This window comes from Chryseobacterium sp. PMSZPI (assembly GCF_002835665.1).
GTDB lineage: Bacteria > Bacteroidota > Bacteroidia > Flavobacteriales > Weeksellaceae > Chryseobacterium.
Genome location: NZ_PIZV01000015.1, coordinates 1 through 17,529, shown reverse-complemented (window position 1 = coordinate 17,529; position 17,529 = coordinate 1). Strand labels below are relative to the sequence as shown.

At 34.6% G+C, this 17,529-nt stretch carries 13 protein-coding genes; 8 read left to right on the top strand and 5 right to left on the bottom strand.

The features are described 5' to 3' along the window. Positions 1 to 120 precede the first annotated feature (120 nt). The 4 genes from eno to CW752_RS03615 all read left to right on the top strand — a co-directional run bounded on the left by eno (position 121) and on the right by CW752_RS03615 (position 6,752). The gene (gene eno, locus CW752_RS03630) at positions 121 to 1,413 is read left to right on the top strand and encodes a phosphopyruvate hydratase (protein ID WP_101238435.1); all 1,293 of its coding nucleotides are present in this window, start codon (positions 121 to 123) and stop codon (positions 1,411 to 1,413) included. Positions 1,414 to 1,497: 84 nt separating this feature from the next. Further along, a complete protein-coding gene (locus tag CW752_RS03625) occupies positions 1,498 to 2,784 on the top strand; it encodes a citrate synthase (RefSeq protein ID WP_101238434.1) in 1,287 nt (428 codons plus the stop codon). Positions 2,785 to 3,442: 658 nt separating this feature from the next. Then, positions 3,443 to 4,504 (top strand): helix-turn-helix domain-containing protein, encoded by a 1,062-nt coding sequence (locus tag CW752_RS03620; RefSeq protein WP_101238433.1) that lies wholly within the window; start codon positions 3,443 to 3,445, stop codon positions 4,502 to 4,504. 79 nt (positions 4,505 to 4,583) lie between these two features. Then, positions 4,584 to 6,752, top strand: a complete 2,169-nt coding sequence (locus tag CW752_RS03615) for an outer membrane beta-barrel family protein (RefSeq protein ID WP_101238432.1) — start codon at positions 4,584 to 4,586, stop codon at positions 6,750 to 6,752. A 76-nt stretch (positions 6,753 to 6,828) separates the two neighbouring features. Here CW752_RS03615 and CW752_RS03610 read toward each other — a convergent pair whose 3' ends face one another. Further along, on the bottom strand, positions 6,829 to 7,008 hold the full coding sequence (locus CW752_RS03610) for a hypothetical protein (RefSeq protein ID WP_101238431.1): 180 nt from the start codon (positions 7,006 to 7,008) through the stop codon (positions 6,829 to 6,831). Positions 7,009 to 7,664: 656 nt separating this feature from the next. Next, positions 7,665 to 7,829: a hypothetical protein gene (locus tag CW752_RS16830; RefSeq protein ID WP_185117564.1), complete on the bottom strand. Its 165-nt coding sequence runs from the start codon at positions 7,827 to 7,829 to the stop codon at positions 7,665 to 7,667. A gap of 290 nt (positions 7,830 to 8,119) precedes the next feature. On the opposite strand from CW752_RS16830, the gene CW752_RS03605 reads away from it, so the two are divergent. The 4 genes from CW752_RS03605 (at position 8,120) to CW752_RS03590 (ending at position 12,393) form a co-directional block, all read left to right on the top strand. Next, positions 8,120 to 9,034 carry a dimethylarginine dimethylaminohydrolase family protein gene (locus tag CW752_RS03605; protein WP_101238430.1) on the top strand — a complete coding sequence of 305 codons (915 nt, stop codon included), beginning with the start codon at positions 8,120 to 8,122 and terminating at the stop codon, positions 9,032 to 9,034. A gap of 69 nt (positions 9,035 to 9,103) precedes the next feature. Then, positions 9,104 to 9,499: a four helix bundle protein gene (locus tag CW752_RS03600; protein ID WP_101238429.1), complete on the top strand. Its 396-nt coding sequence runs from the start codon at positions 9,104 to 9,106 to the stop codon at positions 9,497 to 9,499. Positions 9,500 to 9,566: 67 nt separating this feature from the next. Then, positions 9,567 to 10,490 carry a citrulline utilization hydrolase CtlX gene (gene ctlX / locus CW752_RS03595; protein ID WP_101238428.1) on the top strand — a complete coding sequence of 308 codons (924 nt, stop codon included), beginning with the start codon at positions 9,567 to 9,569 and terminating at the stop codon, positions 10,488 to 10,490. A 148-nt stretch (positions 10,491 to 10,638) separates the two neighbouring features. Beyond that, positions 10,639 to 12,393 carry a discoidin domain-containing protein gene (locus CW752_RS03590; RefSeq protein ID WP_101238427.1) on the top strand — a complete coding sequence of 585 codons (1,755 nt, stop codon included), beginning with the start codon at positions 10,639 to 10,641 and terminating at the stop codon, positions 12,391 to 12,393. Positions 12,394 to 12,440: 47 nt separating this feature from the next. Here CW752_RS03590 and CW752_RS03585 read toward each other — a convergent pair whose 3' ends face one another. The 3 genes from CW752_RS03585 to CW752_RS03575 all read right to left on the bottom strand — a co-directional run. Further along, positions 12,441 to 13,283 carry an alpha/beta hydrolase gene (locus CW752_RS03585; RefSeq protein ID WP_228401605.1) on the bottom strand — a complete coding sequence of 281 codons (843 nt, stop codon included), beginning with the start codon at positions 13,281 to 13,283 and terminating at the stop codon, positions 12,441 to 12,443. Between the two features lie 90 nt (positions 13,284 to 13,373). After that, entirely contained in the window at positions 13,374 to 15,626 is a 2,253-nt protein-coding gene (locus tag CW752_RS03580; RefSeq protein WP_101238425.1) for an outer membrane beta-barrel family protein, read from the bottom strand. A 47-nt stretch (positions 15,627 to 15,673) separates the two neighbouring features. Further along, positions 15,674 to 17,529: outer membrane beta-barrel family protein (locus CW752_RS03575; protein WP_101238424.1), on the bottom strand; the 1,856-nt coding region annotated here is incomplete at its 5' end.

Genomic DNA, 17,529 nt, shown 5'->3' with positions numbered 1-17,529 from the left:
ACATGATGATCGCTTTTACATTAACTAAAATTTAACTTCGAATTATTTCAAAAAGATCAGCTGAAATACCCCTAAAAGTTAAATTTTGATTAAATTTGTATAAACTAAAAAAAATAAAAAATGAGTGCAATTTCTTACATAGAAGCAAGACAAATTTTAGATTCCAGAGGTAATCCTACCATTGAAGTGGATGTATTTACAGAAAACGGTGCGATGGGGCGTGCAGCTGTTCCTTCCGGAGCATCTACAGGAGAGCACGAAGCCGTAGAATTACGTGACGGAGGTTCAGAATACCAGGGAAAAGGAGTTTTGAAAGCTGTTGAAAATGTAAAAGAAGTAATTGCAGAAAATTTAGTAGGTCAGCCGGTTTTTGAACAAAACTATATCGACCAGATCATGATTGATCTTGATGGTACACCTAACAAAGGAAATCTAGGTGCTAATGCTATCCTTGGAGTTTCTTTGGCAGTAGCAAGAGCTGCAGCTGCAGAATTGGGTATGCCGCTTTATAAATATGTAGGAGGAGTAAATGCTAATACGCTTCCTGTTCCAATGATGAACGTAATCAACGGTGGATCTCACTCAGATGCACCTATCGCATTCCAGGAATTCATGATTATGCCGGTAAAAGCAGATTCTTTCTCTCACGCATTAAGAAAAGGAACTGAAATTTTCCATAACCTTAAATCAATCCTTAAAGGAAGAGGTCTTTCTACTGCAGTAGGAGATGAGGGTGGTTTTGCTCCAACGTTCAATGGAACTGAAGATGCTTTGGATACTTTACTTCAGGCGATCGAAAAAGCAGGATATAAGCCAGGTGATGATATTATGTTGGCATTAGACTGTGCTGCTTCAGAATTCTACAAAGACGGAACTTACGATTACAGAAAATTCGAAGGAGACAAAGGGGCTCACAGATCTAGAGAAGAACAGGTTTCTTACCTTGCTGAATTAGCTAACAAATATCCGATCATTTCTATCGAAGACGGTATGCAGGAAGATGACTGGGAAGGATGGAAAATGTTAACTGATAAAATTGGTGACAGAGTACAGTTGGTAGGTGATGATTTATTTGTAACAAACGTTGACAGATTATCAAGAGGAGTAAAAGAAGGAATTGCGAACTCAATCCTTGTAAAAGTAAACCAGATTGGTTCCCTTTCTGAAACAATGGCAGCAGTACAGATGGCTCAGAACAATAAGTTCACTTCAGTAATGTCACACAGATCAGGAGAAACTGAAGATTCTACCATTGCTGATTTAGCAGTAGCAATGAACTGCGGACAGATCAAAACTGGTTCAGCTTCAAGATCAGACAGAATGGCAAAATACAACCAATTGTTGAGAATTGAAGAAGCTCTTGGTGAAACTGCAATTTTCCCAGGTTTAGAAGCATTCAAAATTAAAAGATAATCGAATTTATAAATAACGGCAAGCGATAATTTTTGTTTGCCGTATTTTATGGAAAGTGGTATATTTAAAAAAAATAAATAAATAATGTCAGACAACAAAGTAATATTGAATTACGACGGTAATTCATATGAATATCCAATCGTGGATAGTACTATCGGAGACAGAGGGATTGATATTTCAAAATTAAGAGACCAGACAGGTTTAATCACTCTGGATTTAGGTTACAAAAATACAGGAGCTACTATTAGCGACATCACTTACTTAGACGGAGATAAAGGAGAATTATTCTACAGAGGTTATCCAATCGAGCAAATCGCTGAGAAATCTAACTTCACAGAAGTAATGTATCTTTTATTACATGGAGAATTACCTACTCAGGATCAGTTTACTTCTTTCGACAACAACATTAAAAAATATAACTTCATTGCAGATGAGATGAAAAAGATCATTGATGTTTTTCCTCGTTCTGCTCACCCTATGGGAGTTTTATCTTCTCTAACGTCTGCTTTGACAGCTTTCAACCCAAAAGCCGTTAATGTAAACTCTAAAGAAGAAATGGATCATGCTGCTGAGCTAATGATCGCTAAATTCTCTCACCTTTGTGCTTGGACTTACAGAAAAACTCAAGGTTTACCATTAAACCACGGTGATAACAACCTAAACTACGTAGAGAACTTCTACAAAATGGCATTCAGATTACCAAACGCAGATTTCGAAATCGATCCGGTAGTTGTAAATGCATTAGATAAATTATTAATCCTTCACGCTGACCACGAGCAAAACTGTTCTACTTCTACAGTAAGAATGGTAGGTTCTGCTCACACAGGTCTTTTCGCTTCTATCTCTGCTGGGGTATCTGCACTTTGGGGACCACTTCACGGTGGTGCTAACCAGGCGGTAATCGAAATGCTTGAGCTTATCGAAAAAGACGGTGGTGACGTATCTAAATATGTTGCTAAAGCTAAAGATAAAGGAGATAGCTTCCGTCTAATGGGATTCGGACACAGAGTTTACAAAAACTTCGACCCAAGAGCGAAAATTATCAAAAAAGCTGCTGATGATATCCTTAAGGCATTAGGTATCCAGGATAAAGCTCTAGACATTGCAATGCAGTTAGAAAGAGTAGCACTTGAGGACGAATACTTCGTAGAAAGAAAACTATATCCAAACGTAGACTTCTATTCAGGTATCATCTACAGAGCATTAGGAATTCCTACAGAAATGTTCACTGTAATGTTCGCTTTAGGAAGATTGCCGGGATGGATCTCTCAGTGGAAAGAAATGAGATTAAAAGGAGACCCAATCGGAAGACCAAGACAGGTTTACCAAGGTGCTCAACAAAGAAACTATATCGATATCGCAAGCAGATAATATTTGCTTATACCATATCAAAATCCCAAGGCTTGCTTTGGGATTTTTTGTTTTTATATGAGGAGCTGGTTCCCGCTATCCACTCATACTCCTCGCGCCTATACTCTCCAACCCCTGCTGCGGGGTAACCGTTTCTATGGGGCTAGGATATGAGTAATAAGTAATGAATAATAGGTAATGAGATTAGCCCTGGAATTTATGAAAGCAATTGTATGTTGGCTGCTTCTGAAAAATAAATTCAGCATCTGTGAAAATCTGTGCCATCTGTGGGAGACTTTAAACACAAATTTCACTAATGCTCTTCACAAATAACACCAATTTATACAATACGAATGAGTTATCCACAAACATCTGGGAGATCTGAAAAATCTGCGTGAGATTAATTTAATACCTTGATAAATTAATATCAATAGGAACGGATCCTGAGCGTAGCGAAGGATAGCCCGTTAACGGATAAAGAAAAAAAACCACTGGCTTTAGCCAAAATCTAAAAAATGTTTATCTATTTGAAATTCAATTCAATAATTTAGTAAATTTACTCTGATGGAATTTTAATCAAATAGTCAATGTTTATTGGTGAAACCTATTAAAATTTCTCTTATAATGAAGAAATAGACCTTGCTTACAAGATTTTTGTTAAAACTAAAATAAATACACCATGACTTTCGGACAACAGATGTTATTTTTCTTTAGTGCAGTAGGAGCTTTCAATGGGCTTTTATTGGGGATTTACCTGTTGTTTGTTAAAAAACTGAAATACCTTCCGGATTTTTTCCTTGGACTGCTTTTATTGATGTTGAGTATAAGAGTTGGCATTTCCGTATGTATTTATTTTTATCCGGATTGGCCAAGAATTATTCCGCATATGGGGCTTTCGGGCTTATTTTTTGTAGGACCTGCTTTATACTATTATATAAAATCTTCCTTTCAACAGGAGATGTTCGATTTAAAAAGCTGTCGTAAATGGTTCGGAATATTAACGCTTATTTTAGGAGCTGTTGGTTTACTTTATTTAGTTTTTCCCGTTACTTGGAATCATTATTTCGGAACTTTTATTTATACGGTTTGGTCAATATTTATCATTCTGTCTGTTTATCAATTTTATATTTTTTCAAAACAGAATAGCAAAAGCTCCAGTCCATTTGTCTTTCCGGTCCTATTCAGTAATGTAATTATCTTTTTGACATATCAGTTGATTTCTACAGGTTGGATACAGATTTATTGTGCAGGGGGAAGTCTTGTATTTTCATTTGTATTGTATATCAACTTTCTCATTTTATTCAACAAAAAGTATCATCAGATATCAACAAAAGAACCTAATAAATATTCCAATAAGAAAATTTCCGGAGAGCAGGCCGATAGTTTTTCTTTAAAATTGGAAAGATTAATGATCTCGGAAGAGTTGTATAAAAATCCTAATTTGAAACTAGGCGATTTGGCTTCCAGAATGAATATGCCAGCACATCAGCTTTCCCAGCTATTGAATGATAACCTAGGTAAAAGTTTTGCCACCTATATTAATGAATACAGAATTGATGAAGCTTGTGAAAAGATTGAAAGCGGATCCTATTTAAAAATTGAAGAGATTGGATATGAAGTAGGATTCAATTCTAAATCTACCTTCTTTTCAACATTTAAGAAAATTAAAAACACAACTCCGCTTTTGTATAAACAATCGCAAACCGTTATTGAACCAGAGTTTCAGAGTTCAAATTTATAATTTCGTACTGCGGAATTTACATTTCAAAACCTCATTTTTATTCTAAGCCAATACTTTTGGTCTCATAAAATATAAAATTATGATGATCAAATTATGGTTCTTGTTATTTCTGTTATTTCTGACCATTTTTGGAAAAGCACAAGAAACAGCACAAGTGTCAGATTCTTTAAAAGGATTAAAACCTGCTACAACAAATATTTCAGAAGTTATTATTCAATCTGTACAGCGGAGTATAAAAATGAATGAAGGTAATGTGGTCATGACAGTTTCCGGGAATAAGAATTTTAGAACATCCACGAATCTTCTTGAAGTATTGAGAAAGACTCCGGGGGTTACTATCGATCAGGAAGATGGTATTTTTATAGGAGGAAGAATTACTCCTGCCATTTTTATTAACGGAAAACCTATCGTGATGAGCAGTCAGGAATTACAATCCTATTTAAGATCCCTATCTCCTGAAATGGTGGAATCTATAGAGGTGAATACCAACCCTTCTTCAAAATATGATGCAGAATTTAAAGGTATTATTGATATTAAATTAAAAGAGAATACCAATATCGGTTGGAGAGGTAGCTATACCGGCGTTATATATGCCAATAAATTTAATTACAGAGAAAATGCTTTAAATCTTTCTCATAATACAGAGAAAGTAGTTTATACTCTGCAAATGGGGTATAATGATGGTATTTCTACTTATCGTTATCACGCTTTACAACGATTGGCTAACACTAATGTTATGAGAACAAATACTTACCAGGAAGATGCGGGAAAGGTGTATAATATTCAGGCAGGAGCTGATTTCAAATTGAATGATAAAAATAGATTCGGGATAAATGTAAGAAGTAATTTTCGTGCGAATGATCGTTTCCGCACCGGATCTTTATATACGACAGATAAAAGTGAATCTCAATTGGTTTTTAATACAGCAAATGAAAGTCCTACCCATTATAAACAGGATAATTATGGAATAACAACAGAGTATTCTTTCCAAGGCAAGACCTTTACATTCAATTTTCTTGGTAACTATCTTGGTGTTAGAAATAACCAGAAGGATGATTTTATCAATAGAGATATTGCTACAAATGATCTTTTATCCCATTGGAGATCTGATCTCGTTAATAAAATTGATATTTATACAGCTCAGATCGATATTTCTCAGAAAATTGGAAATGCGGATATTGAGGCAGGAATTAAATATAGTCATTCAGATACTCATAACAATATCAGGTATGATACATTGTCGGTGGGTAATCAGTTTATATTTGATCCTGCAAGAAGTAATTTATATTCTTATAAAGAAAAAATATGGGCAGGCTACTTGGCTTACAGACAAAAGTTTAGCCTATTGCAAATTAATGCAGGGATGAGACTTGAAAATACGAATAGTATTTCGAATGCAATTACTGTGGATTCAGTTGTTACCAGAAATTACCTCGAATGGTTACCGTCTTTCAGTGCAAACTATGCTTTCAATAAATCTAGTGAGTTATCACTTTCATACAGTAGGAGAATAACCAGACCGGTTTTCTCACAGCTTAATCCATTTCGGTTTTATTTCAGTCCATTGAATTATTGGATTGGAAATCCCTATCTACTACCTTCTTTTACCAGTCAGATCAAACTAACCTATCGTTACAAAAGCTGGATTACAAGCTTTACCATCGGAAAAGAAAAAGATGTAATGACCAGATATCCTCTGTATAATCCGGAAACAAATGTATTGGAATATCTTGGAACAAATCTCCCTTACAGAAAATTTGCGAGTCTTGAAACAAGCTTTCCGATAAAACTTACCCGATGGTGGAATATAACTACTCAATTTGCCGGATACTATAACTATGAATTCAGACCGTACCTCGGTGAGGTATTTACATTGGGTATATACAATTATGAAATCAGATTAAATCAGACTTTCTCATTACCGAAAGGATATACTGTTAATCTATTTGCCAATTATGAATCTCAAACCGGGAATAGCCTTTATATCATTAAACCTCGTTATGCAGTAGATCTTTCAGTTCAGAAATCCTGGCTGAAAAATAAACTGAACACAAAAATCGGCTACAATAATATTTTTGATTCTTATGACCAAAGTTTGGAGTTTAGGCATAAACAAATCATGGATAATCGCTTTACCCATTGGTGGGATAGCAGTAAACTATTTATTTCGGCGAGCTATAATTTCGGGAACTCAAAATTTCAGGTGAAGGAAATCCAAAAGACTGATGAAGAAAACAGAATCAGATAAAAGAAAACCTACTTAAAAAAGCAGGCTTACTTATAAATTTTAATCTTATTTTACTTTTTTTACGGCCAAAATTTTATTACTCCTCTTCTTCAGAGTAAACTTCCGGGCAACTTTCTTCATTATCTTCCCACTGTGTACAGTGACCATTAACCCATTCGCAACAGTACCGTGAGGAATTTCCTCCTCCTTTGATTGCTTTTTGTTGATCTCTACCTAGTTTTTGTGCATTCTTTAGCACTGCTTTTTTTGTGTTCATAATTTTGTTTTTGGTGTGTTAATAATAAATTGTTCTGATTTATAATTTCGCGAAAATTATATCCCTAATATAGGAATAAATTTATTATGTTAACTTTTTTTTGTAAAATGATAACGAAAATTATTATGTGATGTCTTGTTTTTTGTGTGATTTATTTAATTGAAAAAGGAAATTATACTGAAAATAAAGTAGAATACATTGTTTTCGTAATGGAAATCTGAAAAAATAAAACCTGCTTAAAAAAGCAGGTTGAATATTTTTATGGGCAAACGCAGTCTCCGCATGTCCAGATTCTGCAGCTACCATCTTCATTCCACTCGCAGCAGTAATCGGGCGGTCTGTTTATGCCTCCTCCGTTAATTGATTTTTGTTGATCTCTCCTTAATTTTTGTGCGTTTTTAAGCACCGGCTTGTTCTTGTTCATGATTTTGTTGTTTTTGATGTTAATAGTTAAGTTTTGATTGTAATTTTTTTAAAATTATATCACTAATATATGAATTTATTTTAAAAATAAATAAGAATTAATAGATAATTCATGTGTGGGTTATTGCTTTTAGAGAATACTAATCAGCTGTAACATCAATATAAGAGATATTATGTTGAGATGAAAGATGAGGTAAAATAAAACCTGCTTGAAAAAGCAGGTTATAATATCTTTATGGACAAACACATCTATCACAAGTATAGATAAGACATTTTCCGGACGGATCCCATTCGCAACATCTTTTGCCTGCTGAGATTCCTATTCCGCCTACTACTGTTTTTTGTTGGTCTCTTCCTAATTTTTGTGCATGTTTTAACACTGGATTGTTCTTGTTCATGATTTTGTTGTTTTGATGTTAATAGTTGAATTTTAATTTTTTATAATCTTGCAAAATTATATCACTAATATAGGAAATTAAATTATAATAATATCTGTTTTTTTGTTTTTATGTAGATGAAATATAGTAGGTTGTAGATATTTTCACAAGCGGTATCTGCAATTGATCCGATAGAAGGGAAATTTTGCTGTAGAGTGTTCAGTGATGGAACTAAATTTCATAGATAAAATAATGCAAAAGTTTTATAGGTAGAGACCTTTACTTATATTTGTAGTATTGCATAAATCTTTATGAGACTAAACATTAAAAACGAAACGGGAAGGCTGAAGTCAGTAGTTTTAGGCCAGCCTAATTCGCTGGGGCCGGTTCCCACGCTAGAGGAAAGTTATGACGCTAAGTCATATTACTCAATCGAACACAACATTTATCCTAAAGAAGAGGATGTTATCAATGAAATGAACGCTTTTGAAGCAGTTTTAAAAAAGTATGGCGTTGAAGTACTGCGCCCAAGCATTATTGAAGATTATAATCAGGTTTTTTCGAGAGATGTAGCTTTTGTTATTGATGATAAAATGATTATTTCAAATGTAATCGCAGACAGAGCGGATGAGCAGGAAGCATATAAAAGTGTTTTTGAAAAAGTAGCTTGGAGAAAAATTATCAATCTTCCGGAAACAGCACACATAGAAGGAGGAGATGTCATTGTATGGAATGATTTTCTTTTTATCGGAACATGCTTTAGTGAAGATTACAGAAATTATAAAACAGCGAGAACCAACGAGTACGCTATTGAAATATTAAAAGAATATTTTCCAAAGAAAAGAATCATAGATCTTGAACTGAAGAAAAACGATAAAATTCCGTTTGAAGGAATCTTGCATTTAGATTGTACCTTTAATCCGATAGGAGAAGATAAATGTATTATTTATAAAAACGGATTTGTGGATGAAAGCGACTATCGTTTAATCATCGATATTTTTGGTGAAGAAAACTGTTTCCACATCAATGATGATGAAATGTTTGAAATGTTCCCGAATATTTTTTCAATTTCTCCGGATGTAGTGGTTTCAGATAAGGCATTCACCAGAATGAACGACCACTTGAGAAATGAATGGGGAATGACCGTAGAAGAAATCCCTTACAGAGAAATTTCTAAGATGGGAGGATTGTTGAGATGCTCTACAATGCCACTTGTGAGAGAGTAGTTGAGTAGGGTAGGAGAGTTTTAGAGTGAGAGAGTTTTAGTGCGATTTTTTAATCTTAAATAAATAATTATGTCAACGATTAAATTTCATCAGGATCTAAAAGTGTATCAAAAATCTTTTGAGGTTGCACAGCAAATTTACGAGCTCTCGAAGACTTTCCCAAAAGAAGAACTCTATTCTCTTACAGACCAGATACGTAGATCATCAAGATCTGTAACAGCTAATGTAAGTGAAGCTTGGGGAAAAAGGAGATATGAAAAATCTTTTATCGCTAAACTTACAGACTCTGAAGGTGAGGCAAGGGAAACACAAACCTGGTGTCAGTTTGCCAATGCTTGTAACTATATAAATAAAGAGCAATTTAACAATTTGCATAATCAGTATAACCAAATAATAGGGATGTTAGTGAATATGATTAATCAGTCAGAAAAATGGTGTTCATTTTCTTCATTAGATATCGAATAGAAGAATTGATAAAGCATACTGACAATTCTCAAACCCTCATAGACTAACACCCTCAAACTTAAAAGAAATGCAAACAACAGATACAGTATTAATGATAGAACCGATTGCATTCGGTTACAACGCAGAAACTGCGGAAAACAATTATTTTCAGGTAGAACAAACAGGTTCCGATATTCAGTCAAAAGCTTTGGCCGAATTCAACACTTTTGTTGGAAAATTACGAGGTAAAGGAATCAATGTTATTACTATAAAAGATACACTGGATCCACATACTCCGGATTCTATTTTTCCCAATAACTGGGTAAGCTTCCATAAAGACGGGAAAGTCGTTTTATATCCGATGTTCGCCTCAAACAGAAGAGTAGAGAGAAGAGAAGATATTATTGAAAGCATCGAGAACCAGGGTTTTGAAGTTGCTGAAATTGATGACTGGTCTTTTTCCGAAACTCAGGGGCATTTCCTTGAAGGTACTGGAAGCATGATTTTCGATCATGATAATAAGATCGCTTACGGTTCAGTTTCTTTGAGACTGGATGAGAAATTATTCAGAGAATTCTGTACAAAATATGGTTTTACTCCGGTTGTATTCCATTCTTATCAGACGGTGGGTACAGAGAGGCTTCCTATCTATCATACCAATGTTATGATGTGTGTAGCCGACAAATTCGTAGTAATATGTCTTGATTGTATTGATGACGAACTTGAAAGAGAAAAGGTTGTTGAAACAATCAAAAGTTCGGGGAAAGAAATTATTGAGATTTCTGAAGAACAGATGCAGCAGTTTGCCGGTAATATGCTTCAGGTTCAGAATAATAATGGAGAGAAATTTCTTGTTATGAGCCAGACAGCATATCAATCTTTAACCCCTGAACAAGTAGCAGCTATTGAGAAATACTGTGAGATTATTTATTCAGATCTTAATACGATTGAAGTTAATGGTGGAGGAAGTGCAAGATGCATGCTTGCTGAGGTTTTCCTGCCCAAAAAATAATTAAATCATTATCATATATATTCTTCTGACTTTGGAAACAGGGTCAGATTTTTTTTTCATTAAGGGTTTAAAAGATTTCTATATGGTATTCACATAAAGAAACAGAAAAAAGTTAAGTAACTTTGCCTTTAATGTAAAAAATATGAAGATGCGGCAATACTTTTTATTATGGATAATGTTCCTGGGAATATTAGTAGGAGGGCAACAGAAGACGTTCTGTAATCCCATTAATATTGATTATGGTTACACTCCCTTTGAGATCTTTTCTAAACAAGGAAAACACCGTGCTACAGCTGATCCGGTAATTGTAAATTTTAAAAATAAGCTTTTTCTTTTTTCTACCAACCAGGAAGGATATTGGTACAGTGATGATATGCTGGACTGGAAATTTGTAAAAAGAAAGTTTCTCCGGGATAAAAAATATATTCACGATCTCAATGCTCCGGCAGTTTGGGCAATGAAAGATACCCTTTATGTTTTTGGTTCTACCTGGGAACAGGATTTTCCCATCTGGAAAAGTACAGATCCTACCAAAGATGATTGGAAGATTGCGGTAGACACTTTAAAGGTAGGAGCCTGGGATCCGGCATTTCATTATGATGAAGATAAAAATAAACTCTATCTCTATTGGGGATCCAGTAATGAATGGCCGTTATTAGGAACCGAAGTGAAGATGAAAACCCTCCAGTCAGAAGGTTTCGTAAAACCTATCCTTAGGCTGAAACCGGAAGATCATGGCTGGGAAAGATTTGGAGAATATAATGATAATGTTTTTCTTCAGCCTTTTGTTGAAGGAGCCTGGATGACGAAACATAACGGTAAATATTATATGCAATATGGTGCTCCGGCTACAGAGTTTAGTGGATATTCGGACGGAGTATACGTTAGTAAAAGTCCTTTAGAAGGCTTCGAATATCAGCAGCACAATCCGTTTTCTTATAAGCCGGGAGGATTTGCAAGAGGAGCGGGACATGGAGCCACTTTTGAAGATAATTACAAAAATTGGTGGCATATTTCAACCATTTTTATTTCCACTAAAAATAATTTTGAAAGGAGACTTGGGATCTGGCCGGCCGGGTTTGATAAAGATGATGTGATGTATTGTAATACAGCATACGGAGATTATCCTACTTATCTTCCACAATATGCCCAAGGAAAAGATTTTACAAAAGGTCTTTTTGCCGGATGGATGTTGCTGAATTATAATAAGCCCGTTCAGGTTTCCTCTACATTAGGAAGTTATCAGTCTAATTTTGCTGTAGACGAAGATATTAAAACCTACTGGAGTGCAAAGACCGGAAACTCAGGCGAGTGGTTTCAAACGGACCTTGGAGAGGTCTCAACAATCAATGCCATTCAGATCAATTATGCAGATCAGGATGCCGAGTTCATGGGAAAAACCTTAGGAAAAATGCACCAGTATAAGATATTCGGTTCAGATGATGGTAAAAAATGGAAGGTGATTGTTGATAAAAGCAAGAACACAAAAGATGTCCCTCATGACTATATTGAACTTGAAAAACCTGCGACAGCAAGATTCCTTAAAATGGAAAACCTGAAAATGCCTACCGGAAAATTTGCATTGAGTGGTTTCAGAGTATTTGGAAAAGGAGCAGGAGAGAAGCCTAAGAAAGTAGAAGGCTTTGTCCCATTAAGAGCTGATCCTAAAAAATATGGTGAAAGAAGAAGCATTTGGATGAAATGGCAACAGAATCCTGAAGCAGATGGCTATGTAATCTATTGGGGAAAATCACCGGAGAAATTATACGGAAGTATTATGGTTTATGGAAAAAATGAATACTTCTTTACCGGTGCAGACAGAACAGACGCTTATTATTTTCAGATTGAGGCCTTCAATGCTAACGGAATGTCAGAAAGAACGGATATTGTTAAGTCTGAATAAATAAAATAAAATATTTTTTGTAACACACTTTGAGTTGTCAGAGTGTGTTATTTTTTATCAACCCGTTTTAGAAATGTTTCAACTTTATCAATCAGAAATATATTGTTGGGTTCTTTATCCCAATCCAGGTGACCTCCATTGAAGGTATAAGTTTCATGTATGACATTATTTTGGGTAAGTGCAGAGTCAAGGATTTTTGCTTGTGTGGAAGGAATAACACGATCAGTCTTCCCGTAATAAGAAAGGGTGGGAGGGGAAGATTTCTTTATCCATTGGACAGGATTACCAAAATGTATACGTGAGATTCCTGATTTAGGAGCTTGGGGATTTACAAGCTTTCTTTCCACGAAAGAGTAATCCTGATACCTTTTGAAACTGGCATCCGTAAGGTCTGCTGGACCGACTATATTAATAACAGCTTTGACATTTTTCAAAGGATCAAACTGATAAGCATATAGCATAGATAAATGCCCACCGGCGCTGTTGCCAAGCAAAATGAATTTAGGAGAATAATGTAGTTTTTTTTCTAAAAAAGCCGATACATCTTTAATATCATACATCTGGTCGGGTAAAGCATAATTTGTTTCTGAGGCAAGCCTGTAATTGATGTTCACAAAAATATGACTGGGAAACTTTTTCATCAGGGAAAGCGTAAAGAAAGTGAGTTGTGATTTATTTCCGGCACGCCATCCACCTCCATGAATAATCATAAAAACCTCTTTTTTTCCATTTGGGTTTTTCTGTGGAATATAAAGATCCATGACCTGCTCCGGATGAATACCATAGGAAATGTTTTCTTCTAGAGTAAAGTTTGCATTTTGACCCAGGTTGATTTTTTTCTCTTTACAACTTGTCAAGAGAAGGCAGATAAATACAAAAAAAAAGGTCATTTTTTTCATAGTATTAAAGATAAAAAACCCATTGACAAATCAACAGGTTTGATAAAAAATAATTTGATTGAATATGAAGAATGATAATCCTTATTTTGTTCTGCTTTTGATGGCATCTGAAGCCCCTTCAATATCTCTTACTTTTTTCACTTTCTGGTTTCCAAAATTATAAGTAAGACTTACGGCAATACTTCTCGGATGTGAGTTTTGGTGTATATAATTGTAGTTGCCATTCGATTGATAATCTTCTATCTCCACGATATTTGTTTTTAAAACATCATTTAGATTTAGTGCAAAAGTCCAGTCGTTCCAATTTTTCTTTATGCTAAGGTCTAAGCTTGCTAAACTTTTTATCAACCCTAAATCAACCTGTTGTTTGTCTATGTAGAAAAAATTAACACCGAGGAACCATGTTTTGTTTTTATCAAGGCGGATGGTATTATTGGTTTGGATCAAAAGACTTGTAGATTTTCGATTATTTATATATTCAACAAAATCACCATTCTCATTTTTAAACCTATCTCCTGTAGTCGGATCCACTCCCAGACTTCCATTGTTGATATTATGCTGAAAACCGATATTAAAGTTTGTTGTCCAATATTGTTTAAACAATGATTTTTGAATCCCTACCATTGCAGACATTTCCTGCTTATTTCCAAAATTGGTACTGATGTATCTTAATTCATTCACCGTTTTTGTCGTGCCATCAGGAGAAACAGGATACCCTTGCAAAGGAACTTGAGTAATAACATCCTTAAAATAAGTATGATTCAAAATCAGAAAGTAAGAATTTTTATACATATACGTTAGTTCCTGATTGTACATTGAAGATGCCTTCACAAATGGATTATTCTGTGTATAATTGTTGCTGGTCAGAATACTCTTTACCGGATTGATCTGCCAGAAAGTAGGTCTCATCATTCTGCTTGAAAAAGAATAAGAGATATTATTTTTATCATTAATGGCGTAGTTGAAACTTGCGTATGGCAGGAAGTTATTATAATTCCTTTTTATTCTCTGAAGTTCAACGGTAGGAGCATTATCGGAAGTTCCCAGGCTATTCGTTATCTCATATCTCGCGCCTATTTTTCCGGAAAACTTATCCGAAAATTTCTTTTCGGCAGTGGCATAAAAACCATATATATTCTCATCATATATAAAATGATTTGGAGCAGATGTGAATGATGGTTTCGATCCGAAAATGTAGGTGTCATTTTTAGTATCGTTGTCTGTTTTTGTTTTGTTATAATTTCCCCCTACTGAAATCGTCAGATCATTTTTAAATTTCTGGATATAATCCACCATTCCGGAAAAATTGTTGATAAGCTGAGGTAAGTCCTGAAATACTTGTGAAGTTCTTTTCCCTATTTCCCCGTTTACATTTGAAATGTAGTTTTGGTTGTCAATAAATTGGAATTTTCTGTAGTTCAAATAAGCCGCATTTACATTTAATTTGCTTCCCAAAGAATCTGTTTTTAACTCATAGTTCAAATTTACTGAGTTGTTGTAAGATCTCGTATTCTTTTTATTTTTAGACCAGCTATAAGTTGTAACGCTTTCATCAGTAATCGTATTGAACAAGTCTGCGGTTGAATTATAACCTTTGTTGGCCCAGGTATTCCAGGACAATGCCAGATTACTGTTGTCTGTTAATTGATAATCGATATTCAGATAACCTCCGATATTTTTATTGGGATTATCAATTTCTCCTGTAGAAACATTGAAAGCTCTATCGTTCCCATTTTTTAACGTATAAGTTTGTGCAAAAATACTCTCACCTCCACTAAGGTTGGCACTGATTCCAAGCTTATCTTTTCTATAATTGGCAGAGAAACTGGCCTGGCTTGCATTATATTTATTTTGAGTATTCGAAAACCTCATATTACCGCTAAGACCATCACTCATTTTTTTCTTTAAAATAATATTGATGATTCCATCCGAAGATTCCACTTGATATTCACTTCCGGGAACCGTGATGACTTCAATTTTCTGAATATTTTCAGCAGGTGTATTTTTCAGGAACTGGGCGAGAGATTCAGCATCCATATTCGTTTTTCTTCCATTGATGTAGATGACTGCATTGTTTTTTCCTGCAATTTTCAATGTTTTATCATCTGTTGAAGATAATAATGGAGTTTGTTTTAAAAGGTCAAAAGTTGTATTTCCTTTTGCAACTGGAGATGCGGCAACATCATATACAAAACGGTCACTTTGTTTTTTAAAGACTTGTTTGGTAATGGTAACCCCTTCTATACTTTTTGTTTTTGTCGTGTCGGATTTCTTTTCCTGAGCTAAGGCTAAAGTTCCGGATAATAATACGAGAGACAATATTATACGTTTCATGTTTGTTCTTTTTAGAGTGGTTAAATGCTATAAGTTTTTTATAGTTATTAGGTTCTTGATTTTACAGCATCATTCGCTGATTTTATTTCCCTTGCTTTTTTCAGTTTCTGATTCCCGAAGTTGTAGGTAACTCCTATATTCAATAATCTTGGATAATAGAAATTGGTAATATTATTGTAGCTTCCGTTAGGTTGTACCCCTTCAACCCGATAATAACTTTGATTAAATAAATCATTTACCTCTGCTACAATAGTCCAGTCACCGATAATTTTTTTAAGACTGATGTCGAAACTTTGTCTTACTCCTATTGTACCGGCTTCCATTGCAGTTTTACTGGCGAAGAAATAATTGACACCCAGAAACCAGTCTTTTTTGGAAGAAAGTCGAATTATATTATTAAAAGTAGCAGACATATTATAATTTTTAACATCAATGATGTAGGGATCAATAACTTCGGTCTCTCCCGGAACAGGCATCGAAGTAGGGTCCTCCAGTACAGCACCTTTGAAACTTATATATCCTAGATTGACAGAATAATTTGTTGTCCAGATGTCTTTGAACCAGGATTTGTTCATCCCAAGAGTTAAACCAAGTTCTCTGCTCTTTCCATAATTGGTTCTTATATATCTTAGAAACTTGGTGGTTTCCATAATTGGATTACCCTTAATATCATGAATAATATTACCATCACCATCTTTCTTAGGAGCAGTTACTGTTCCTTGCAACGGAATCAGATCCGTAGCCATAGCATCCTCTACCATCGTAAAACTTAGATTAGCATAGAATGCATTCTTGTACATATAATTCAGTTCCTGATTATAATATTTGGCGGCTAAAATAAATGGGTTGTTCTGAGTGTAATTAGTCGGGGTAAAATAAGTTCTTGATGGATTTAATTCCCAAAATCTAGGTCTTCTGATTCTGCTGGAGAAAGTATAGCTAAGATTATGATCAGAATTGATGGCATAATTTAAATTCAGATAAGGAAGGAGATTGTTGTAGTTTCTTTCAAATCCTGTTTTATCTACAATATCTCCGGTGCTTCTGGTCATTTCATAACGAGCTCCGATTTTTCCGGATAACTTCTCAGTCAGTTTTCTTTCATAGTTGATGTAAAGTCCCAAAATATTTTCCTTGTAGATAAAGTGGTTGGTTTGATTAGGATCAATGACAAATTCGCCCTTTACAAGTTTATCCTGCTTTGTATCATTATCAGTATTTGTATGATTGTAACTGATTCCCATTAACCATGTTGCCCCCTTAGCCGTTTTTTTCAGATAATCGATATTAGCTGCGTAGTTATTGATGATTTGAGGTACAGATTGATGCAGTGCAGAATATTTATTAATGGTATCATTTGTCAAAGGGAAACTTTCATTGAAGCTTACTTTATCTCTGTTGAACCACAAATAAGAAGCATTAGAAGTCAGCTTGCTGCCCAAAGAATCAGTTTTTATTTCATAGTTTAAATTAAAAGAATGATTTCTTGTTTGTGCATCCTCATTATTAATTGTCCTGTTTGTTAAAATACCATTCTGCCAGTTGGTGATATCTAAAACAGAGTTGAAACTCTTATTATATCTCATATTATAAGAAAATCCAAGACTTTGTTTTTTATTAATCTCATAATCAAGATTGAATCCTCCGCTGAAATTTGTATTAGGATCATTATTGAAACCATAAGATTCATTTCTAAACGTTGGATCACCATTGGATAAAGAATATTTTTGTCTCTCAGTCCAGGTTCCCGTTCTGAAGTTAGAATTTCCGGACCATTTGTTTTGTCTGAAATTGAATGAGGCTCCGGCAGAAGGGTTGTTGTAATAACCATGCTCATTTTGCATTTTTATCGTGCCATTATAGCCATTATTTTTATTCTTTTTCATCACAATGTTGATGACTC

What these genes read in the sequence shown, in the direction of transcription:
- CW752_RS03620 (WP_101238433.1), top strand. Translation starts at nt 3,443, where the DNA reads ATGACTTTCGGACAACAGATGTTATTTTTCTTTAGTGCAGTAGGAGCT.
- CW752_RS03610 (WP_101238431.1), bottom strand. Translation starts at nt 7,008, where the DNA reads ATGAACACAAAAAAAGCAGTGCTAAAGAATGCACAAAAACTAGGTAGA.
- CW752_RS03605 (WP_101238430.1), top strand. Translation starts at nt 8,120, where the DNA reads ATGAGACTAAACATTAAAAACGAAACGGGAAGGCTGAAGTCAGTAGTT.
- CW752_RS03590 (WP_101238427.1), top strand. Translation starts at nt 10,639, where the DNA reads ATGCGGCAATACTTTTTATTATGGATAATGTTCCTGGGAATATTAGTA.
- CW752_RS03615 (WP_101238432.1), top strand. Translation starts at nt 4,584, where the DNA reads ATGATGATCAAATTATGGTTCTTGTTATTTCTGTTATTTCTGACCATT.
- CW752_RS03580 (WP_101238425.1), bottom strand. Translation starts at nt 15,626, where the DNA reads ATGAAACGTATAATATTGTCTCTCGTATTATTATCCGGAACTTTAGCC.
- eno (WP_101238435.1), top strand. Translation starts at nt 121, where the DNA reads ATGAGTGCAATTTCTTACATAGAAGCAAGACAAATTTTAGATTCCAGA.
- ctlX (WP_101238428.1), top strand. Translation starts at nt 9,567, where the DNA reads ATGCAAACAACAGATACAGTATTAATGATAGAACCGATTGCATTCGGT.
- CW752_RS03625 (WP_101238434.1), top strand. Translation starts at nt 1,498, where the DNA reads ATGTCAGACAACAAAGTAATATTGAATTACGACGGTAATTCATATGAA.
- CW752_RS16830 (WP_185117564.1), bottom strand. Translation starts at nt 7,829, where the DNA reads ATGAACAAGAACAATCCAGTGTTAAAACATGCACAAAAATTAGGAAGA.
- CW752_RS03585 (WP_228401605.1), bottom strand. Translation starts at nt 13,283, where the DNA reads ATGACCTTTTTTTTTGTATTTATCTGCCTTCTCTTGACAAGTTGTAAA.
- CW752_RS03600 (WP_101238429.1), top strand. Translation starts at nt 9,104, where the DNA reads ATGTCAACGATTAAATTTCATCAGGATCTAAAAGTGTATCAAAAATCT.